This window comes from Pseudomonas sp. RIT-PI-q, from assembly GCF_001297125.1.
Taxonomy (GTDB): Bacteria; Pseudomonadota; Gammaproteobacteria; order Pseudomonadales; family Pseudomonadaceae; genus Aquipseudomonas.
Window position 1 is genome coordinate 253,517 of record NZ_LHPC01000034.1, and the last position, 20,778, is coordinate 274,294.

At 49.1% G+C, this 20,778-nt stretch carries 15 protein-coding genes and 3 pseudogenes; 17 read left to right on the plus strand and 1 reads right to left on the minus strand.

The window, feature by feature from the left end; translation table 11 throughout:
* Positions 1-82 precede the first annotated feature (82 nt).
* The 13 genes and pseudogenes from AEQ67_RS18635 to AEQ67_RS18690 all read left to right on the plus strand — a co-directional run bounded on the left by AEQ67_RS18635 (position 83) and on the right by AEQ67_RS18690 (position 15,970).
* On the plus strand, positions 83-1,324 hold the full coding sequence (locus AEQ67_RS18635) for an acetylornithine/succinyldiaminopimelate transaminase (protein ID WP_059405296.1): 1,242 nt from the start codon (positions 83-85) through the stop codon (positions 1,322-1,324).
* 4 nt (positions 1,325-1,328) lie between these two features.
* Positions 1,329-2,273 carry a 4-hydroxy-tetrahydrodipicolinate synthase gene (gene dapA, locus AEQ67_RS18640; protein ID WP_059405297.1) on the plus strand — a complete coding sequence of 315 codons (945 nt, stop codon included), beginning with the start codon at positions 1,329-1,331 and terminating at the stop codon, positions 2,271-2,273.
* Between the two features lie 77 nt (positions 2,274-2,350).
* Complete coding sequence (locus AEQ67_RS18645) at positions 2,351-3,193, plus strand: methylenetetrahydrofolate reductase (protein WP_059405298.1); 843 nt, start codon at positions 2,351-2,353, stop codon at positions 3,191-3,193.
* Positions 3,194-3,376: 183 nt separating this feature from the next.
* On the plus strand, positions 3,377-4,792 hold the full coding sequence (locus AEQ67_RS18650; protein WP_059405299.1) for a PAS domain-containing sensor histidine kinase: 1,416 nt from the start codon (positions 3,377-3,379) through the stop codon (positions 4,790-4,792).
* Positions 4,789-5,394 (plus strand): response regulator transcription factor, encoded by a 606-nt coding sequence (locus tag AEQ67_RS18655; RefSeq protein ID WP_059405300.1) that lies wholly within the window; start codon positions 4,789-4,791, stop codon positions 5,392-5,394. The genes AEQ67_RS18650 and AEQ67_RS18655 overlap by 4 nt, the downstream gene beginning before the upstream one ends.
* 90 nt (positions 5,395-5,484) lie before the next feature.
* Entirely contained in the window at positions 5,485-5,886 is a 402-nt protein-coding gene (locus AEQ67_RS18660; protein ID WP_059405301.1) for a response regulator transcription factor, read from the plus strand.
* A gap of 91 nt (positions 5,887-5,977) precedes the next feature.
* Positions 5,978-6,565, plus strand: a pseudogene (locus tag AEQ67_RS36750) (MCP four helix bundle domain-containing protein); the annotation flags it as partial.
* 24 nt (positions 6,566-6,589) lie between these two features.
* On the plus strand, positions 6,590-7,651 hold the full coding sequence (locus AEQ67_RS36755) for a methyl-accepting chemotaxis protein (protein ID WP_442965649.1): 1,062 nt from the start codon (positions 6,590-6,592) through the stop codon (positions 7,649-7,651).
* A 9-nt stretch (positions 7,652-7,660) separates the two neighbouring features.
* Positions 7,661-10,405, plus strand: coding sequence for a bifunctional diguanylate cyclase/phosphodiesterase (locus AEQ67_RS18670; protein WP_152974872.1), 2,745 nt, complete (start codon positions 7,661-7,663; stop codon positions 10,403-10,405).
* 332 nt (positions 10,406-10,737) lie between these two features.
* Positions 10,738-11,193: pseudogene (locus tag AEQ67_RS36270) on the plus strand (NAD(P)H-dependent oxidoreductase subunit E).
* Positions 11,187-12,761: a formate dehydrogenase beta subunit gene (locus tag AEQ67_RS18680; protein ID WP_201782090.1), complete on the plus strand. Its 1,575-nt coding sequence runs from the start codon at positions 11,187-11,189 to the stop codon at positions 12,759-12,761. Before AEQ67_RS36270 ends, AEQ67_RS18680 begins: the two are co-directional and overlap by 7 nt.
* A gap of 26 nt (positions 12,762-12,787) precedes the next feature.
* A pseudogene (fdhF, locus tag AEQ67_RS18685) lies at positions 12,788-15,710 on the plus strand (formate dehydrogenase subunit alpha).
* Positions 15,711-15,745: 35 nt separating this feature from the next.
* The gene (locus AEQ67_RS18690; RefSeq protein ID WP_059405305.1) at positions 15,746-15,970 is read left to right on the plus strand and encodes a formate dehydrogenase subunit delta; all 225 of its coding nucleotides are present in this window, start codon (positions 15,746-15,748) and stop codon (positions 15,968-15,970) included.
* Between the two features lie 158 nt (positions 15,971-16,128).
* Here AEQ67_RS18690 and AEQ67_RS18695 read toward each other — a convergent pair whose 3' ends face one another.
* Positions 16,129-17,550 carry an aminotransferase-like domain-containing protein gene (locus tag AEQ67_RS18695; protein WP_063854459.1) on the minus strand — a complete coding sequence of 474 codons (1,422 nt, stop codon included), beginning with the start codon at positions 17,548-17,550 and terminating at the stop codon, positions 16,129-16,131.
* A gap of 210 nt (positions 17,551-17,760) precedes the next feature.
* Between AEQ67_RS18695 and ehuB the strand changes: the two genes are divergently transcribed.
* The 4 genes from ehuB to AEQ67_RS18715 are packed head-to-tail and all read left to right on the plus strand — an operon-like array spanning position 17,761 to position 20,760.
* Positions 17,761-18,618: an ectoine/hydroxyectoine ABC transporter substrate-binding protein EhuB gene (gene ehuB / locus AEQ67_RS18700; protein ID WP_161807475.1), complete on the plus strand. Its 858-nt coding sequence runs from the start codon at positions 17,761-17,763 to the stop codon at positions 18,616-18,618.
* 50 nt (positions 18,619-18,668) lie between these two features.
* Positions 18,669-19,331 carry an ectoine/hydroxyectoine ABC transporter permease subunit EhuC gene (gene ehuC / locus AEQ67_RS18705; protein ID WP_059405308.1) on the plus strand — a complete coding sequence of 221 codons (663 nt, stop codon included), beginning with the start codon at positions 18,669-18,671 and terminating at the stop codon, positions 19,329-19,331.
* On the plus strand, positions 19,328-19,993 hold the full coding sequence (gene ehuD, locus AEQ67_RS18710; RefSeq protein WP_059405309.1) for an ectoine/hydroxyectoine ABC transporter permease subunit EhuD: 666 nt from the start codon (positions 19,328-19,330) through the stop codon (positions 19,991-19,993). Before ehuC ends, ehuD begins: the two co-directional genes overlap by 4 nt.
* Positions 19,990-20,760, plus strand: a complete 771-nt coding sequence (locus tag AEQ67_RS18715) for an amino acid ABC transporter ATP-binding protein (RefSeq protein ID WP_059405310.1) — start codon at positions 19,990-19,992, stop codon at positions 20,758-20,760. Before ehuD ends, AEQ67_RS18715 begins: the two co-directional genes overlap by 4 nt.
* The last annotated feature ends 18 nt before the right edge of the window (positions 20,761-20,778 follow it).

The window sequence follows — 20,778 nt, forward strand, 5'->3', positions numbered from 1 at the left end:
CCTCCTGTTTCAGGCGGTTTCTGATTGGAAATCGTGCATTTATATCAAGCGCTAAAATATCTTAGCGCATGGGAGCATTCTAATGGCTGTTCCAGTTTCCAGATCGCTTTATGAACAAGTTATGGTGCCTAACTATGCGCCAGCCCAAGTTATTCCTGTGCAAGGGCAGGGGGCGCGTATTTGGGATCAGGATGGCAACGAGTACATCGACTTCGCCGGGGGGATTGCTGTCAATGCATTGGGACACTGCCATCCAGCGTTAGTTCAAACGCTGTCTGAGCAATCTCAGCGGCTGTGGCATATCTCTAACGTGTTCACCAATGAACCGGCCATTCGCCTTGCGGCCTCTCTAACAAAGGCAACTTTCGCTGACCGGGTGTTTTTTGCAAACTCTGGTTTAGAGGCTAACGAAGCTGCTTTCAAATTAGCTCGGCGGTATGGAACGATTACTGGCGGTGAAGGGAAGTACGAAATTATTTCTGCACTTGAGAGCTTTCACGGTAGGAGCCTGTTCACTGTAAGCGTGGCGGGTCAGCCAAAGTATTCACAAGGATTTGGCCCGGCTATCGCAGGGATTCGGCACGTACCATTCAACGATATTGAAGCTCTTGAACGGACAATTTCCAGTAAAACCTGTGCGGTGGTGCTTGAACCTATTCTTGGGGAAAGCGGTGTCCTGCCGGCGACCTATGCCTACCTCCAACGGGCACGTGAACTTTGCGATGAGCATGGTGCGTTGCTTATTTTTGATGAAGTTCAAACTGGCATGGGGCGTCTTGGCAAGCTCTTCGCGTATCAATACTTCGGAGTCGTTCCAGATGTATTGACCGCTGCGAAAGCTATCGGTTGCGGCTTTCCTCTAGCTGCAATGCTTACGACGAACGAAGTGGCCCAGCATCTAGGTGTAGGAACCCATGGCAGTACGTTCGGTGGTAACCCACTGGCCTGTGCTGTTGGCGAAGCAGCATTGCACTTGATTAACAGTTCGCAGGTTCTTGAAGGGGTCTCAGCGCGTCACGCTTATTTGGTCAAGGCTCTGAGTGAAGTCGGAGCGCGCTACGGCATATTCGAGGAGATAAGAGGGATCGGGCTTCTACTCGGGTGTGTGCTCACACCCGCCTGGAAAGGAAAGGCGCGTTACATCATGACTAAATGCCTCGAGCAAGGTGTGATGGTGCTACAAGCAGGGCCAGACGTGATTCGCCTCGCGCCTAGTCTGATTATCGAGAACGTTGAAATGGATGCTGGGTTAGCAAAACTCGAAGTCACATTCAACCAATTATCTATGGAGCAACTGGTTGCTTCATTGCAATCAGCGGAGTAATGAAATGGCAGATAATAATTTGAATATTCGTGGGAGCATGGTCGCCCTTATTACTCCTATGTTCCCCGATGGCGCAATCGATTGGTTGACCTTTAGAGAGCTTATTAACTGGCATATCGAAGAGGGGACAGATGCTCTGGTTATTACCGGTTCGACTGGTGAAACCCCTACTATCGCGTTGGAAGACCATATAGAACTGATTCGAGTAGCTGTCGACATCGCAACGGATCGTATACCCATCATCGGCGGAACGGGCGCTAATTCTACAAGTGAAGCGATTGAACTCACGCATGCCGCGAGAGACGCCGGTGTGGACGCTTGTTTATCCGTAGTACCTTACTACAACAGACCTACCCAAATGGGCATTTACGAGCATTTCCGGGCAGTTGCAGAATGCTGTGAACTTCCTATGATTGTCTACGACGTCCCCAGTCGAACAAATGCCCGTATGAGCGTTGACACTATCGTGTCACTCGCTCAACTAGATAACGTGATCGGATTAAAAGACGCGACCGGGGATATCGCTCGAGTCAATGAACTCTTACATAAAGTGCCACCAAGTTTCTCTCTCTATAGTGGAGACGATGCGACAGCAGCGGCATTCATACTTATGGGCGGGCACGGTAATATTTCCGTTACCGCCAATATTTTACCTCGTCTAATGCACGAGCTATGCGCATTAGCACTAAGAGGGGAAGTTGCCCTTGTACAACTGCTGAGCCAACGTTTAGCCTCGCTCAATCAAGCTCTTTTTATTGAATCGAATCCGATTCCGATCAAGTGGGCGATGGTTCGGATGGGAATAATTCATGAAGGGCTTCGCCTTCCGCTTACACAGTTGTCGCCTGAATATGTGAAGGTTGTTGAGTCAGCAATGATCGAAGCAGGAATACCGCTTTCTAACAATAGCGCGGGTGTGAAATCCGGTTTCAGGCCATATGGCGTGTAGCTTCGGGAGTTTTCGCTGAATCAACGCTCACACTCTAAACCAGTTGCGACATAGCGCCCTTATTGTAGGAGAAATCAATGGCTATTCGATCACAGTTGTTTGAAGGGGGCTCCCTGGAAGCTACCGCGAAGGATGTGTTTGCGTTTCCGCATGCACGCGCAACAATGCTACAAGGAGTAACGGTAAACATAGCCTTTATCGGGAATGAAACATTTTACGATCGGTTAAATGCCATTGATTCGCTTCTCACGCTAGGTGCTCGTCCAAGGCCAATTATTTCCGCGAGGCGAATCGCGTCACGTGAAGAGCTTGGCTCCATCCTTTCGCGATCTACAGAAGAGAGAGGGGTGCGAGAGGTGTTCCTCGTCGGTGGTGACCCTTCTACCCCGAAGGGGCCGTTCATCGATTCAATGGATATTATCAATGGAAATTTCCTTAATCCTAAAGCCATACAAACAGTAGGTATCACAGGCTATCCAGAAGGCCACCCACACATAGAAGATGAAGTGCTGTGGACTTATCTAAAGTTAAAAGTCAATACCTTGTTGGCACTGGGTTTCAAAGTAGAAATAACTACACAACTTTCATTCGATATCAATACGGTAGTAACCTGGATTGAGCAAGTGCGGAGCGAAGGAATACACGTTCCCATTCGAGTTGGTATCCCCAGTCCTACGAGTATAGAAGGGATTATTAATTTTGCTAGAATATGTCGCGTGCGCACTTCAGTTAATCTGCTTCAACGTTTCGGATGGCAATTAACTTCTATCCTTTCACGAGTTGGGCCTGATCGGTTCTTGGATTCGTTGTTTTTAGAAACTCAGCGTAGAGATTTGGGGGAAATTCGGTTGCATATGTTTCCACTGGGGAATTTATTCAAGGCGTTGACTTGGTTTCAGAAGTACGGGTGTGGAACGTAAATGTGCTTGGGGTGGAGTAGCTACTTACTGTATGAGGTTCAACCGGAATTGAATGCCAGTCCAGTTTGAAGTTTAGTTTTCCGTAGGATTTGGAAATCCCGTGCACGTATGTAATCCAGATGAAGGAGTATCGTGGTCTCATCGATTATGGATTGCATGTTGATTAACCGGAATTAATAGTAAATGAACAGTTCAATCAGTTCTGCGGCTCTACGAGTGGGGATTTGCGTATCCACTCTCTCTATATTCATTATTGATACCTTAACGTCTTTGAATATGGCTGTCGCGGTATTGTATGTTTTGGTCATATTGATTGCTATGAATAGTTTTTGTGCGTATGGATTGTGCATGGTGTCGTTAGCCTGCGCCGGTCTTACACTCGCGGCTTATTTTATATCACACTGCGATGAATTGCTTACTAGCGCGCTTGCGCGTTGCCTGGTGAGTCTTATCGCCATTGCCATCACTGCTTGGTTGGCTGCAAAAAGTCAAAAAGCTAATGACAGATTGCAGGAGCAATTAAGACTCTTAGCCCATACTCACGATGCGATAATGGTCTGCTCAATGGATAGCACGATTAGAACATGGAATGTGGGTGCTCAAAACCTATATGGTTGGACGAAGGAGGAGGCGATTGGTAAAAAATGCTGGGAATTATTGAAAAGCCAATCAAGTATATCGATCATGGAAATAAGGGCTGAGTTATTGCGGGAAGGTAGCTGGGAAGGTGAGTTAACCCAATCGACACGGAATGGAAAAACAGTAATTATTTCCACCCGGTGGTTGCTCTCACGGGATGGTCACGGATTTCCCAGGTCGATACTAGCGAGCAACAATGATATTACTGATGCTCGTATAGCCGAAGAAGCGCTTCATCGTTCACAGGTAACCCTGGCCCATATTAGTCGAGTTACAACTGTAGGGGAGTTGATGGCGTCTATAGCCCATGAGGTCAATCAACCATTAACTGCCATTGCGACTAATGCGGAAGCGGCTCGACGATGGCTTGGACGTTCAAGTCCTGATTTGGATGAGGCGCGCGCGGCGATTGAGAGGACGGCGAGTGACGCCAAGAGAGCCAGTGAAATTATTCAACGCATACGAGCGATGACTCGTAAAACTGAGCCTAAATATGAGTCGTTAGACTTAGGGCGGGTGATGGCGGAAACATTGACTTTGCTCGATCGCGAGATACAGCAACATAAGATTAAGGTGTTTTGTCATTTGGGTCATAGACGCTCGCCGGTTCTGGGCGATCAAATTCAGCTGCAGCAGGTTTTGATTAATCTTATTATGAACAGTATCCAAGCAATCAGTTTAAGCACGAATTCTCTGCGTAACCTGTACCTTACCATTAGAGAAGAGGCTGGACAGTCGATTGTTGAAGTTCGCGATAGTGGCGAAGGAGTAGATGCTGGGCATCTAGATGTTCTGTTTGAAGCATTCTTTACAACTAAAGTTGACGGGATGGGGATGGGGCTTTCAATATGTCGTTCGATTATCGAATCTCATAGTGGAAGAATCTGGGCTAAAAGTAACGCTGGAGAGGGTGCTGTTTTCTCGTTCTCTCTGCCGTGTGCATTGGAGCTTATCAAATGAACGAATCATGTGTTTTTATTATTGATGATGATCAAGCCATCTGCGATTCCATTAGTGGGCTGCTACGTTCTGTCGATTTGCAAGTTAACACCTTTTCATCACCCAGTGAATTTATGGACTACCCACGACCGAACATTCCTTGCTGCCTGCTCCTGGATGTGCGGCTTAAAGGAACAAATGGATTAGATTTTCAGGCTAAAATGTTAGAGCTGAATCTTAATTTACCTGTCATTGTTATGACAGGACATGGTGATATTGCCATGAGCGTGAAAGCAATGAAGGCAGGTGCCTGTGATTTTTTAACAAAACCTTTTCGTGAGCAAGATTTAATAGATTCGGTAATGGATGCGTTAGCCCATGACACAGCCCGTCGTGTGAAAAATAAAGCATCCAGTGAGATGCGCAGCCGGTTCGAAACGCTAACGCCTCGTGAACAAGAGGTTATGGGAATGGCCACCGCTGGCTTAATGAATAAACATATCGCGAGCGAGCTCGATTTAAGCGAGGTAACGGTAAAAATATACAGGGCTAGCGCGATGAAAAAAATGCGTGCTAAGTCTTTCGCTGAGCTGGTAAAGATTGCAGAAGCTTTATCTATCTAATAGGCGTAAAAAGGCATACCAGTGTATAATTTATAATTCTATCTGTTGGGTATAGTATAAAGAACGAAGAATACGTCTTGGTGACATAAATTGTCCATACCTCTTGTTTTTATTGTTGACGATGATATCTCGGTGAGAACTTCACTCGAAGGGTTGATTCGTGCTTTAGGATATTTGGTGGAATCATTTTCCGCTCCCAAAGACTTCCTTGAGTCGGCGTCCATTCGTGATAGTGTTTGTCTAATATTGGATGTTCAGATGCCAGGCTTGTCCGGGCTAGATGTTCAGCGGCGCTTGGTTGAGCAAGGGATATATCTACCGATAATTTTTATCACTGCATTTCCCGATCCATCGGTTCGCGCCAAAGCGATTTCGGCCGGAGCGCTGGCGTTGTTGAGTAAGCCATTTGATGTGTTGAGGATGGTCGATTTAATTGAAGGTGTGGTTTCGGGGCTCGGTTGCGATTTGGTAAACGAAGGTATTAGCACCTAATACCTTTATGTTAGTTCGGTCATCCTTTAGTTTGGGGAGACCCGAAGGCGTTGCTGTTCTATCTTTCTATATTGTTTTACTCCGTGGCATTATGCCATCGGAATGTGAAATTCATGGCGAGAAGGAAGCGGTAGTGATTTTAAGAAGACTTACAATAGGCACACGAGCGTCCATTTGCTTTGGTCTTATTACGATGATTTTATTGTTGGTAGGGCTGTTTAGTATGTCTCGTATAGCTGAGTTAAATAGAGTCACTCAGCATATCAATGGATATATATTATCGGGTGTCACCACGCTACAATCCGTAACCAGTCAGGTCGCAGGAATTCGTATTGAAAGTATTCGTATTCGGGCCAGCAACGATCCTCAAGTCCAAGCGCGTAGCGAAACCATGATGAAAGGACTCAGACAAAAACTGAGTGCTGACTTAGTGTCCTATAGTTCTCGCAACCTTGGCTCAGAAGAGCATGTCTTGGCCTCAGAACTTGAAAATAATCTCGTCGTTTTCCTGCGCAACCTAGATCTAGTGTTACAAGTCATCACTTCTGGCAAGACAGTTCTGTATGAATCCGATCCGCTGAGCAAGACGTTGGCGGATGCAGGCCGAACAGTGGATAAGGATCTTCTAGCACTGATTGATTATAACCAGCGCTCGGCCAGTGATGCGGCCAAGAATGTGCAGGAGCTTTACGATCGTACAGTCATTATTGCTGGACTGGCGATTGGTGGTGCGATCCTGCTAACCATTTTGCTGGCTTGGTCATTAACTCGAAGTATTGTTAAACCTATTCAGCAGGTTTTACGTGTTGCGCAATCAATATCTGACGGGAAATTAAATGAGGCAAGGATATCGTCTAATGATAGGGATGAGCCAGCCGCTTTGCTAAAAACCATGTATGACATGCAAGAAAGCTTGCGATCGACAATCAGTAATATCAGTGATTCGGCAAGTCAATTGGCATCAGCCTCAGAAGAAATGAGCAGTGTCATGGAGGACAGTACCTCTGGACTTCAGCAACAACGCAACGAAATTGAGCAAGCGGCTACGGCTATCACGCAATTGAGTAGCGCTGTAGACGAGGTTGCTAGTAATGCCGTTTTGACATCTAATCTTTCTCGTGAATCGGATATAGAGATGCGTAATGGGCATCAACAAGTTTCAGAAATGGTCATATTAATCCAAGCTTTAGTTAAAGAGATGTCTAGCGCGTCTGGTCAAGCTGATATGTTGTCTGAACAAGCACGTGGCATCGGGAAGGTGCTAGAGGTTATTCATAATGTTGCTGAGCAAACCAATCTTTTAGCGTTGAATGCTGCCATTGAAGCAGCGAGGGCAGGGCAAGCAGGTCGCGGGTTTGCCGTTGTGGCAGATGAAGTGCGTTCCTTGGCGATGCGTACTCAAAGTTCAACACAGGAAATTGAATCTATCATTATGGGGATTCAAAAGGGTACGGCAGTCACTGTGACGGCTTTAAAATTAAGCGTTGAGCAGTCTCAACAGACACTCGAGCGCGCACATATCGTTGATAGCGCCTTAGAGAGAATTACGTTCGCTGTATCTCAAATCAATGAGCGTAATTTGGTTATTGCTAGCGCTTCTGAACAACAAGCGCTCGTTGCCCGAGAAGTGGATCGAAGCCTGGTGAATATTCATGACTTATCAACCCAATCGGCGGCGGGAGCAACACAAACCTCCAGTGCGAGCGTTGAGCTATCGCGGCTTGCTGCCAGTTTGAATGGAATGGTCAAGCGGTTCTCATTGTGAAACTGAATTGTGAATGACTTAAATTTGTATAGCTCAAACACGCTATTTCGTTGCGGCGGCAATGAAAAAAAAAATATACTCCGAACCTACCGTTGGAGGGTATTCGGCTGTGGTTTGCTGCTGCTACTGACGGTACTTTTGGTGTTAGCGTATCGGCAGGCTGAGCGTCAAGCCGAGTCGGATATTGGCAATTTAAGCCTTGTCTTAGAGGCCCGCCTCGATTCTGGGCTTCTACAGCCGTTGCACGGCAGCCTTCGCCGTATAGCGATGGCCGTGCAAAAAGGCTCTTTTCATACTCATGGGTTTGATGTAGCGATTGCTGAATCGTTGCGTGAGCAAACGCAAACCGTTCCTGCTGGTGTAGATTTCGAGATTGTTGATACTAAAGGAGCGTTAATTCTTAGCTCGAAGGGCTCCGAGGTGGAGCCTTCTTTCGATCAGTTACGATATTGGTCAATTCTCAGTGGGACACGTGAAGATAAATTAAAAAACCTGACAACTGATATGCTGATAGAGCAGGACAGGGGGCACCATCTATTACGGGTCGCTATGCGGTTGTTTGATGGTCAGCATCAATACAAGGGGTGGGTGACCGCATCATTCCCGCTAAGTGTCGTTCTTGAATTGTTCAACAAGGTTGATGTTGGGCCAGCGGGATCAATTGCTATTCGCCGTATAGATCAACCCGAAATAGTTCTTCGCCACCCACCACTCTTAGACCCTTATACATTGTTAACGCCTGATTATTTAGGTGAGCAGTTGGCATCCGGAATACGCGAAGGCACTTTACATATGCGTTCGAACATTGACGGTGTGGAGCGCCTTTACGGGTTCAAGCGTATTGGTGATTACCCGTTGGCTCTCTCTATCGGTCTTGCGTGCCGAGACTATTTGAACGAGTGGTATTTGATGGCGCTTGTTTCGGCCGGTCTAGGAATAGTACTTTTTTTAATAATCCTCGGTTTTGATAGGCGCCTCCACGCACTCTTACAACACGAAGCTGATGCCGCGAAAGAGTTGAGAGGTGCTGATGAAAGAATTCGGCATCTGCTTGATGCGGTTGGTCATGCTATTTTAAAGATTGACCTAGACGGACGATGTATTTTTGGAAATGTCGCTTGTCGAAAACTTTTTAATGTTCATCGTGATTTGCCATTAAAAAACATCCCAGTAGATGAATATTTTCGCATGCCACCAGGCAATGCACATACATTCTTGAAAAACAAAATTCTGTCTGCTGTAAAAGAAGGCCAAGAGCTTCAGTGTATTGAAAACATTAGTGTGGGCGGTACGCACGAGATTCTGTGCCTAGATGTTCGCGCTTATCCGAGTGTGAACAATGGGGTGTTGGTTGGTGCGGTTGTAACATTGCTAGATATAACAGAGCATCAAAAAGCTGTTCGGTGTATTTCATTCATGGCTTATCATGATGCGCTTACTGAATTACCGAATCGAAGACATATCCATGAACATGTAGAGCGAGAGATAAAGCGGAGCGCATCATGTGCGGCATCGTTTTCATTATTGTACCTTGATATTGATAACTTCAAAACGATAAATGATTCGCTTGGGCATGTTGCGGGTGATGCTGTACTTTGTATGCTCGCAAAACGCCTTAACGACTTTTGCGGCGTTGACACTGTTGCACGTTTAGGGGGAGATGAATTTCTGATAGTGGTTTCTTCAGAGTTTTCGCCAGCGCTCAATGTGTTTTTGTCAAAGCTGTGTGCGGAGGTTGCGAAACCATGGCTGGTAGAAGGAGGCGCTATTGAGCTTGGCTCATACATCGGCGTTGCAAAATACCCGGATCATGGGAGTAACTTTAATGACCTGCTGAAAGCGGCTGATATTGCACTTAATCAAGCGAAAAAGAATGGTCGTAATCGTCACCTTATGTACACCCATGAGATGGGTGGGATTGCTGTGAAACGTTTACAGTTACAGATGGAGTTGCGAAATGCGTTGCAAGCAGAAGAGTTTGAAGTTTTTTACCAGCCCCAAATAGATCTTGCTACAGGGAATGTCATTGGGGCAGAGGCATTGATTCGTTGGCGTCATCCTCAGCGAGGCATAGTCTCTCCTGGTGAATTTATTCCAGAAGCGGAGGCGAGCGGTTTGATCTTGCCCATTGGGAGCTGGGTACTGCGCACCGTCTGCAATCAAGCTGTTAAGTGGCAGGACGCAGGGGTCTTACGATGCGTTGTAGCAGTGAACTGTTCGGCCTTACAGTTTAAACACGGAAGTCTTGTGAGTGATGTAGCGCAGGCCTTGTCTGAGTCAGGCTTAAACCCCGATCTTCTAGAGTTAGAGATAACCGAATCTATCCTGATCGAAGATTCAGAACGGATGATAGCTACTATCCATGAGCTTAAAGCTATGGGTGTAAAACTGTCGATTGATGATTTTGGTACTGGCTATTCCAGTATGTCCTATCTTAAGAATTTGTCGGTAGATAATCTAAAAATTGACAAGTCATTTATACGAAATATTGTCGAAAGTCCTGATGATAGAGTAATCGTCCAGGCAATGATTACCCTGGCACACAACTTGAAACTTGATGTTGTTGCAGAAGGTGTTGAAACAGAATCTGTTTTAAGAATTCTCATAGAACAAGGGTGCGATTCGGTTCAGGGATTTTTCTTTTCAAAACCACTTGCTGCAATAGATTTTGAATTATTTATTTTGTCGACAGCAACGTGTTCTAAATTAGATTTGTGTAGGCAGCAAAAAAACTTGATAGCGTTTGATATTTGATTTTCTAAGCGGAGTTTGCAAGTCATTGCGTGCTTGCGGTTTGATGCTGTTTTTATGTATCGAATTACAAGGAATTGTTGATTGTAGATTTATTACATTGCGATCACCTTGTTATCGTCCGGTACGCAAGGTGTATTTTAAACCGCCTTCGTCTTGCGAAATATAATATTTTTAGTGTTCTATTTTTATCTGTGTTGCATTTTTTAGTAGCATCTGATCCTTACTGTCGTCTCTTGAACGTTCTACGATCGCGGTAAGGTTATTCTGTTTTAAGATTAGCCCCACGATAGTGCAGTAATGCTCGCACAACTATAAGAATATGAGGCTATCAGATGATCGTTCCCCTTGAAGGTTTCGATCCTGTTGAAAAGGCTATAAAAAAGCACGCGAATAAGCTTGGTGCGCTGCTGCCGATTCTGCACGATATTCAAGATGCTCTCCACCACGTACCACAGACAGCCATCGCCAGGGTAGCACTAGCTTTGAACCTTTCTAAAGCAGAGGTTCACGGTGTGGTCACCTACTACCATCACTTTCGAAGCACCGCTCCCAACGGCCGGGTTGTTCAAGTATGTCGAGCCGAGGCTTGCCAAGCGATGTGAGGTAATGCCCTTTCCGATCATATAAACAAGACGGCACAGGCAAGCGCTGATCTGTGCATCGAGCCGGTCTATTGCTTGGGACTTTGTGCATCAGCACCTGCGCTTACGTTGGACGGTCAACCCTATGGCAGACTTACGCCCCACGTTTTCGACCAGCTAATCGCTGGATTGGAGGCTCGATCGTGAGCGCTGTTACGGTCTACATCCCTAAAGATTCTGCATCCATCGCCACTGGAGCAGACAGGGTTGCCTCCCAACTGCTGGATGAGTGCAGGCAGCGTGCTCTTTCGGTTTGCGTGGTGCGTAATGGTTCCAAGGGGCTTTTCTGGTTGGAGCCTCTTATTGAGGTGAATACGCCATTAGGACGTATCGCCTACGGGCCTGTTTCACCTCAGGATGTTACCGGATTACTCGATTCAGGGATGTTGAACGGTCTTGAACATCCTTTGCGCTTAGGTATCACCGAAGAGATTCCCTACCTCGCTAAGCAAGAACGCCTTACCTTTGGACGTATGTGGTTGGCAGACCCACTATCGATTGATGACTACCGAAGGCTGGAAGGTTTTGTGGGATTGCAAGCAGCCTCGAAGCTTGCCTCCAGTACCATCATTGAATCAGTCACTCAATCAGGACTGCGTGGGCGCGGAGGCGCTGCTTTTCCTGCGGGTATCAAATGGAAAACTGTCCAACAAGCTCCCAGCACGCTCAAATACATCGTTTGTAATGCCGATAAAGGGGACTCCGGAACATTCTCAGATCGTATGGTGATGGAGGGTGATCCGTTCATGCTGATTGAAGGTATGACGATCGCGGCACTTGCTGTTGGTGCTACCGAGGGATACGTATACATCCGGTCTGAATACCCTCACGCGATCGCTACCATGAGCGCAGCCATTTCATTGGCTAAGGAAGCAGGCTTTTTGGGCAACAATATTCTTAGCACGGCGCGCTCCTTTAATCTCTACGTACGAAAAGCCGCTGGTGCCTATGTCTGTGGCGAGGAAACTGCGCTGCTCGAAAGCCTCGAAGGTAAGCGCGGCGTTGTACGAGCAAAACCTCCACTCCCTGCAATAAATGGGCTGTTTGGAATGCCCACTGTCATTAACAACGTCATCACGTTTGCAAGTGTTCCCATCATTTTGGCCCGTGGTGCGCAGTTTTACCAAAACTACGGCGTAGGACGTTCGCGGGGCACGCTTCCGCTTCAATTGGCTGGAAACGTCAAACACGGAGGCCTCATAGAAAAAGCGTTTGGTATTAGTTTACGAGAGCTGATCTTTGAGTTCGGGGGAGGAACACATTCCGGCAGGCCGGTAAAGGCAGTCCAGGTAGGAGGGCCCCTAGGTGCGTATGTACCTGAATCTCAATGGGACGTACCGCTGGATTTCGAGTCGTACGCGAGCATGGGGGCCGTTTTGGGGCATGGAGGAATAGTCGTCCACGATGACTCAGCCGATATGGCAAAGCTTGCCCGCTATGCCATGGAATTTTGTGCGCTTGAGTCGTGCGGGAAATGCACCCCTTGCCGTATAGGGTCGACTCGCGGCGTTGAAGTCATCGACAGGATTCTCGCATCGGACACGCAAGGTTCAGCCGCGCCACAGATCGATGTGCTGCGCTATCTCTGCGACACCATGGTCAATGGATCGCTTTGCGCAATGGGGGGAATGACTCCCTATCCCGTTCTCTCCGCGTTGAACTATTATCCCGCCGATTTTGGCGTCACTCACGCAACAGACTCGATCGAAGGCTAATACTTCGACTTCCTGGAGGAAGCCAAATGCTCGACCATCTTAAGCATTTCGACTACGGCACCCCTCGGCGTGAATCCGAGCAGCAAGTATCTCTTCTAATCGACGGTGTTGAAGTCAGTGTTGCGCAAGGTACATCTGTGATGCGCGCTGCAGGCAAGGCTGGATTTCAGTTACCGAAGCTGTGCGCAACAGACAGTTTGGAGCCTTTTGGATCTTGTCGGCTGTACCTGGTCGAGATTGAAGGGCGTCGAGGCTATCTAGCATCGTGCACAACGCCCGTTGAGCCAGGGATGAAGGTGCGTACGCAGTCCCCGAAGCTTGCAGGATCTGCGTCGAAACGTTATGGAGCTTTATATCTCGGATCACCCGCTCGACTGTCTGACCTGTCCAGCGAACGGTAACTGTGAATTGCAGGACATGGCAGGTGTGACCGGGCTACGTGCTGTCCGGTATGGGGTAGGGGGACAGCTAGGCGGCAAGCATCATCTGAATGCTCCCAAAGACGAATCGAACCCCTATTTCACCTTCGACCCGAGTAAATGCATTGTTTGTAATCACTGCGTGCGGGCTTGTGAGGAAACCCAAGGAACCTTTGCGCTAACGATCAGCGGGAGGGGATTCGAGTCTCGTGTTACTGCAGGTATGAATGAATCGTTTCTTGAGTCCGATTGCGTTAGTTGCGGGGCCTGCGTGCAGGCATGTCCTACAGCCACGCTCCAGGAAAATACTATCATCGCGGTCGGCCAGCCTGAACACAGTGTGATTACAACATGTGCGTATTGTGGTGTTGGTTGTGGGTTCAAGGCCGAGATGAAGGGCGATCAGGTCGTGCGGATGGTGCCATGGAAAGATGGAAAGGCGAACGAAGGCCATTCCTGCGTCAAAGGTAGGTTTGCTTGGGGGTATGCAACGCATAAGGATCGGATCACCAAACCTATGATTCGGGAAAAAATCACCGATCCTTGGCGTGTGGTTAGCTGGGACGAAGCGATTGCGTATGCGGCCAGTGAGTTTAAGCGCATTCAGGGAAAATACGGCCGCTCCTCGGTCGGTGGCATCACCTCATCAAGATGTACAAATGAAGAAACGTACCTTGTACAAAAGCTGGTTCGAGGCGCATTCGGCAACAACAACGTCGACACCTGCGCCCGGGTATGCCACTCCCCAACCGGTTATGGCTTAGGGCAAGCGTTTGGGACGTCGGCCGGAACGCAGACCTTCAAGTCTGTCGAAAAGGCAGATGTAATTCTCGTTATTGGCGCTAGTCCTACCGATGCGCATCCGGTGTTTGGTTCGCGCATGAAAAAGCGCCTTCGTCAGGGGGCAAAACTTATCGTGATCGATCCCAGAGCCATTGACCTGGTCAAGTCACCACATGTTCATGCCGAACATCACCTCAAGTTACGTCCAGGCACCAATGTCGCTCTTTTAACCTCAATGGCGCATGTCATTGTGACAGAGCAGTTGCACGATGAGGCCTACGTAACGGAGCGCTGCGACGAGCAAAGCTTTGCGGATTGGCTGACATTCGTGTGCCGGCCTGAAAACTCTCCAGAGGCGATGGAACTGATCTGCTGCGTACCCGCAGAAAGCATTCGTGGGGCCGCTCGTTTGTATGCAACAGGAAAGTCTAATGGGACTGCCGATGATATCGCCCTGAATCGACCCAACTCGGCGATCTATTACGGATTAGGCGTCACCGAGCACGCTCAGGGGGCCACCGCTGTGATGGGCATCGCGAATCTAGCTATGGTCACTGGCAACATTGGTCGCGAAGGCGTTGGGGTCAATCCGTTGCGCGGACAAAACAACGTACAGGGTTCTTGTGACATGGGCTCCTTTCCGCATGAGCTGCCTGGTTATCGCCATGTTCCGACAGTTCGGTTCGCGGGGAATTCGAAGCCGCTTGGGGAGTTAGCCTGGATCCTGAGCCAGGTTTACGCTTGCCAAACATGTTTGATTGCGCCGTGGAAGGGAGCTTCAAGGGGCTGTACTGCGAAGGTGAGGACGTCGTCCAATCTGACCCAGACACGGAGCATGTAGCAGAGGCACTCATAGCGATGGAGTGTATCGTCGTGCAGGATATTTTCCTCAATGAAACGCCCCAGTACGCTCATGTTTTCTTGCCAGGATCATCATTTCTCGAGAAAGATGGGACATTCACCAACGCGGAGCGTCGACTCTCTCGGGTGACACAGGTGATGTCTCCACTCGGAGGGTATGCTGACTGGGAGGTCACAGCGAAGCTATCCACTGCCTTGGGTTTCCCCATGCATTACAACCACGCAAGCGAGATCATGGATGAAATTGCATCGCTGACTCCGACGTTTCAAGGTGTGTCGTTTGAGAAAATAGAGCGCTTGGGAAGCGTGCAATGGCCATGCAACGAAGACACCCCAGAAGCCGGCATTGGTTGGTACCATGCACGTGGATGGTTTTGCCCGGGGCAAAGGGCGTTTCCTGATCACCAAATATGTACCGAGTGATGAAAAGGTAACTCGTCAATTTCCGCTGTTATTCACCACCGGCCGCATCCCTTCCCAGTACAACGTGGGAGCTCAGACTCGTCGTACGGCAAACAATGCCTGGCATGCAGAGGATCGATTAGAAATTCACCCGGTTGATGCTGAAGATCGTGGCATCCGGGATGATGACTGGGTAGGCATTGAAAGTCGCGCAGGATCGACGGTGCTTAGGGCGCTAATTACCGAACGCATGCAACCTGGCGTGGTATACACGACGTTTCATTTCCCGGAGTCGGGGGCCAACGTCATCACGACTGATAGCTCGGACTGGGCTACGAACTGCCCTGAATACAAAGTGACAGCTGTACAAGTGATGCCAGTAGCTCAGCCCTCAGAATGGCAGGAAGAGTACTCTCGTTTTAGGAGGATCCAGCAATACCTCTTAATGGAGAAGTCATGGATAACCTTGGATTCCAATAAATAGAGGCAGAGCAGTAACGTGCAGAGCGGAGAAACAAGATGAGTCGCCAGAATCTCGTAACGATGGCCAACCGTATCGGTGATTTCTTCGAGGCGATGCCTGACCGGGATCGTGCATTAGAGGATATCGTCGATCACATCCGTAGATTTTGGGATCCACGAATGCGGCGAGAAATGTTGGAGCAACTGGACAAAGAGGGTGGTGCAGGATTGAAAGATGTTGTTCTGATTGCACTGACCCGCCATCGAGCTCTACTTTTTTAGGTTTTTCTGTCGTAGATACAAGCAGCGAGAATCTTGGAGCCTATAGCGTTCTTCAGGGCATTTCCTCCGTCCCTATAGTCGCCGATTCTCTAGAGAGAGCCGGCGGCTTTTGAATTCTTCCCTAATACGCTTCAACCAATGCCAAATGGCGACAATTCCTAAACGATTGCTCGGTAGGTGGGTTGAGATTGGTCGAGTATCGCGCGTAATTTCCACAGTGCCTCCGTGAGTACCGATCGATCTTCTGCGTTCCCTAGAGATATGCGGACGGACTCTTTCGGTTCTCCCCCTGGATCGGACGCAAAACTCGACGCGGGTAACAGCTTGATGTTCTGCCGTTCCGCCTGGTTCGCGAAATCGAGGGCCTGCCAAGACATTGGCAGCGTTAACCAGATATGTGAACCCTGTGGAGGAGCTTTGAAAGACAGGCCGCTGAAAGCTTGATCCGCTAGGTGAAGACGCTCAAGGTTTTCGTCCCGAATAGCATGTGCCATTTGCTCCAACTGCCCGTTGTGAATCCATTGCGATGCCAGTTCAGCGAGCAACGGCGATACCATCATCGTCATCGCCTGCATCGTCGTCGCGATATGGTGTGCGCCGTCGACATCGGGGGCAACCAAATACGCCAGGCGTAATGCAGGTGTTGCACATTTCGATAAGGTAGCGATATACCAAGTCAACTCCGGTGCGAAATCAGCCAGCGGCCTCTTGGTTTCTGCAGCAGTCTCGTAGTAAGGGTCATCTTCTATCAGAGATATGCTGTACTTTCTGGCGATGGCGGCTAATTGTTCGCGACGCGCCTCGGTAAGGGTGGCTGTAGTCGGGTTGTCAATGTTGGGAACGACATAAAGCGCTGCAATATCACGCTCGTTGCACGCTTGTTCGAACGACTCGGGAAGTAATCCTTCCTCATCCATTACGATAGGTACCAACTGCAAATCGAGTTGCCTGGCGATGGTATGAATACCCGGATAACAGAATTGCCCAACCGCCAGATACCTAGATTTTCTGCATAGCAAATGACACAGCGCATAAAGAGCGCTCTGCGCCCCAGACGTGAGAATAACCTGCTCAACCTCAATAGACGCCAGTCTCCTGCTTAACCACGCAGCCCCCGCTTCGCGATGGCGCAAATTGCCACCGGTTTCTTGATAATTAAAGCTCGAAGCCTTGCCACCGCCTACAAATGCGCGACTGATTTCACGTGCGATAAGCATGTTGATGTCGTGCCCTATAGGGCGTGGTGGACTGTTTTTGCTCAGATCAATAACTTCAGCTTTCCGAGTATCCGGCCCCGGTGCAAAGCCCGCGTCGGCGATACACGTGCCGCTCCCCGTTCGGGTTTCAATTATTCCCTCATCACGAGCTTTTCCATAAGCCTTGGTTACCGTTGTCAGGTCGACCCCAAGCGCTGCGGCTAAAGCGCGTTGGGGAGGCATTGGGTCTCCCGGCTGAAGTAGACCGGCGGCGATGTCCGCAACGATCGCCTCGTAAATTCCTAAGTATTTGTATGGCGCAGAGGGCTCTGCCCACGCAACCCATTGCTTGCTCTGAGAAAGGGAAGGCCGTTTGCTAGACATAAATCACCCGGAATTGTATGGCAATGGAGGTATTGTATGGTTTTGCGAAGTCTTGAACAACGTACGCAGGGTACAAAATACGTAGAGCGGTGGGATTTTGTAGGTTTTTATTAAAAAATAAATGCATACGCTAAGAATATTTCGGTCTTAAGTGTATGGTAATGTGTATGCTATATTTCTTCATCGTTAACAAAGCGTATGGGGATACAAATGATGTTGCGTTCAGTGGTGTTGGGTCTGTCGTTGTTCTTGTCTGTTTCGTCGGTCGTCCAGGCGGAAGACCTTCTAGAAGCAGTTAAAACCGGAAAGGTTGTCAGGGTTGGTTATGCGGAGCAGGAACCTTTTATTGTGAGCGGCCCGAACGGGCAGTTAGCAGGCTACGAAGCAGACCTGCTTAAAGCGGTATTGGCCAGGTTTGGGATTAGCCAAATTCAAGCTGTACCTACGCAATTTGGGGCCTTGATTCCGGGTCTTCAGGCCCGTCGGTTCGACGTCATTGCATCTGATCTCTACATCCGTCCAGATCGCTGCAAGCTGGTGGCATTCTCGGAGCCGACCCATATCGTGAATGATGGAATTGTTGTTCGGGCTGGGAACCCCAAAGGGATTCATAGCTACGCCGACATCGTCAAAAACTCTACGGTAAAAGTGGGATATCTCACCGGTGGTGGGCCGATCGCGGATCACGCCTTGGCGGCCGGAGTAAAGCCGGAGCAACTGCTGACCCTACCTGATGTGGCCTCGCTGTTTGCCGCTGTAAAAGTCGGGCGTATCGATGTTTTCCTCAACCCAGGGTTGACCGTCGCCGCCACATTAAAAACAGCTAATGATCCTGCGCTCGAGCGAGGCCTTCCTTTTGCTCAGGCAGTAGTCGACGGTAAGGCTACGGTTGGTGTCGGCAGCTTTGCATTCCGTCGCCAAGATCAGGCATTCGTTGACGAGTTCAACAAACATCTCGAAGAAGTGCTGCGTTCTGGCGAAGCCGCGAGCATCGGCCAGTCCTATGGGTTTTCAGCTGAAGACATCCCTGATGGGTATCTGAAACTCTCAAGCCTTTGTGCCGGCTGATGGAAACATGCGCTTCTTCGGAAGCGCTTTGTTTGTACGGGAAAAAACAGATGGCAATTGTATGGAATTACCGAATCGAAATGTTGAACGGGCTGTGGTGGACAGTAAAACTCGCCGCGACGTCTGCCGTTTTGGCATTTGCACTGGCATTCGTAGCAGGAGTGGCTCGTTCAAGTCATAGCCTTTGGTTCAATGTGCCGGCAACGATTTATGTCGAGTTCTTCCGTGGCACTTCCGCTCTGGCTCAACTGTTCTGGCTTTTTTATGTATTGCCCTTTTTGGGAGTCGATTTATCTGCCTTCCAATGTGGAGTGATCGGACTCGGGCTGTGTTTCAGCGCCTATGGAGCAGAGGTGGTGCGCATATGTATCGAGTCAGTTCCTCGCGGTCAGCTAGAAGCTGCTGCTGCGCTCAATTTGAGCCGATTCCAGATCTTACGAATGGTAGTAATGCCCGAAGCTCTGATCATGATGATGCCGTTATTGAGCAACCTGTTGATTGAGCTAATCAAGGCGACGTCTCTGGTATCGCTCATCACCATTCCAGATCTCACGTTCCAAGCCAAATCAGTCATTTCCAAAACCTATCAATCAGGAGCCGTGCTGCTCGTGACGCTGCTGATTTACCTGCTGATTTCGTTGGTGGTTTCTTCTTCGATGCGCAAGTTGGAAACACATCTCTCGCGTGGGCGAAGCGTGAGTAATGGCCTATGACGCTTGATTTCTCCTGGGCATTCGCTGCTCAGATCACCCCCGTACTACTCAGGGGGGCTGGAGTGGCTTTTGTTTCGGCTATTGGCGGTTTCCTCGTTGCTCTGGTGGTGGGCGCCGTTCTAGCAACTCTTGAGCGATCGCAGCGAGTGTGGTGCTCATTCATTGGTCGTTGGCTCATGGAGCTTTTACGGTCGACGCCACTATTGATCCAGGTTTACTTCCTGTTTTTCGTATTACCTGGTCTCGGAGTGGTGCTTGAGCCAGTGATGACCGGAGTCGTGGCTTTAGGGCTTTATCACGGCGCCTATGTTGCCGAAGCCTACCGAGCTGTACTTGCCAGCCTGCCAGCTGGGCAATGGGACGCCGTAGATAGTTTGAGATTCTCGCGTTACCAGGCGTATCGCCACTTGATCATTCCGCAGATGGTGTTGCCGCTAACGCCCGCGCTAGGAAACACCTTTATTACCATGCTCAAGGACACCCCAATTCTCGCTGCTGTTTCTGTACCGGAATTGATGTTTATCGCCAATGAAGTGGGGGCGCAAAGCTTTCGGTACGTTGAACCCATCACGCTCGCAGCGTTGGCTTATTTGGTTATGAGCGGCATCGCATCTGTGATTGTCCTCCTGCTTCGTCATTGGATAAAAGGCCGTTACACATGAGCGAAATGATTTCTTTTGAAAAAGTAAGCAAGCGTTTCGGCGAGACGATTGTGCTCGATGATTTCTGCTTCTCCCTGAATCGTGGGGACAAGGTAGCCATCATCGGCCCGAGTGGGTCGGGAAAGTCGACACTGCTGCGAATCATCATGGCATTGGAAGGCATCGACAGCGGCAAAGTGACGTTGAATGGTGAAGCTCTTTGGCATGCTTGCGACGGAAAAAATCTTATCTTGCCCACTGACAAGCATCTTCGGCGCATGCGTGCGTTGGTGGGCATGGTGTTCCAGAATTTTTATTTATTTCCCAATTTGACAGCGCTGGAAAATGTCGCCGCAGCTCCTCAGCTTGTTCTTGGATTATCTCAAGATGAGGCTCAAACACGCGCGCGTGCACTGCTCAAGCAAGTAGGGATGAGCAATAAGCTATCCAACTACCCGGCGACCTTATCTGGTGGTCAACAGCAGCGTGTGGCGATAGCCAGAGCGATGGCTATGGAGCCGAAAATAATGCTGTTTGACGAGGTGACCTCCGCGCTGGATCCGGAGCGAGTGGGTGAAGTGTTGGAGGTGATGCGCGCACTGGCGGATGAGAGAGAACTCACCATCGTCGTTGTCACGCACCAGATGGGCGTTGCCAGAGCGATCGCCGACCGAATCTGTTTCATGGAGAACGGAAAGATTCTGGAGCAGGGCTCTCCAGGGATGATGCTCGACGCCCCTCAGAATAACCGCACACGCACCTTCCTGCGCGCGGTGCATTTGGGATAACGCTGCACCCACCTCTCA

Excerpts from the sequence above, each read along its gene's own strand:
- ehuC (WP_059405308.1), top strand. The coding sequence starts at position 18,669 with ATGGCAATTGTATGGAATTACCGAATCGAAATGTTGAACGGGCTGTGG.
- AEQ67_RS18690 (WP_059405305.1), top strand. The coding sequence starts at position 15,746 with ATGAGTCGCCAGAATCTCGTAACGATGGCCAACCGTATCGGTGATTTC.
- AEQ67_RS18645 (WP_059405298.1), top strand. The coding sequence starts at position 2,351 with ATGGCTATTCGATCACAGTTGTTTGAAGGGGGCTCCCTGGAAGCTACC.
- dapA (WP_059405297.1), top strand. The coding sequence starts at position 1,329 with ATGGCAGATAATAATTTGAATATTCGTGGGAGCATGGTCGCCCTTATT.
- ehuD (WP_059405309.1), top strand. The coding sequence starts at position 19,328 with ATGACGCTTGATTTCTCCTGGGCATTCGCTGCTCAGATCACCCCCGTA.
- AEQ67_RS18635 (WP_059405296.1), top strand. The coding sequence starts at position 83 with ATGGCTGTTCCAGTTTCCAGATCGCTTTATGAACAAGTTATGGTGCCT.
- AEQ67_RS18650 (WP_059405299.1), top strand. The coding sequence starts at position 3,377 with ATGAACAGTTCAATCAGTTCTGCGGCTCTACGAGTGGGGATTTGCGTA.
- ehuB (WP_161807475.1), top strand. The coding sequence starts at position 17,761 with ATGATGTTGCGTTCAGTGGTGTTGGGTCTGTCGTTGTTCTTGTCTGTT.
- AEQ67_RS18695 (WP_063854459.1), bottom strand. The coding sequence starts at position 17,550 with ATGTCTAGCAAACGGCCTTCCCTTTCTCAGAGCAAGCAATGGGTTGCG.
- AEQ67_RS18715 (WP_059405310.1), top strand. The coding sequence starts at position 19,990 with ATGAGCGAAATGATTTCTTTTGAAAAAGTAAGCAAGCGTTTCGGCGAG.
- AEQ67_RS18655 (WP_059405300.1), top strand. The coding sequence starts at position 4,789 with ATGAACGAATCATGTGTTTTTATTATTGATGATGATCAAGCCATCTGC.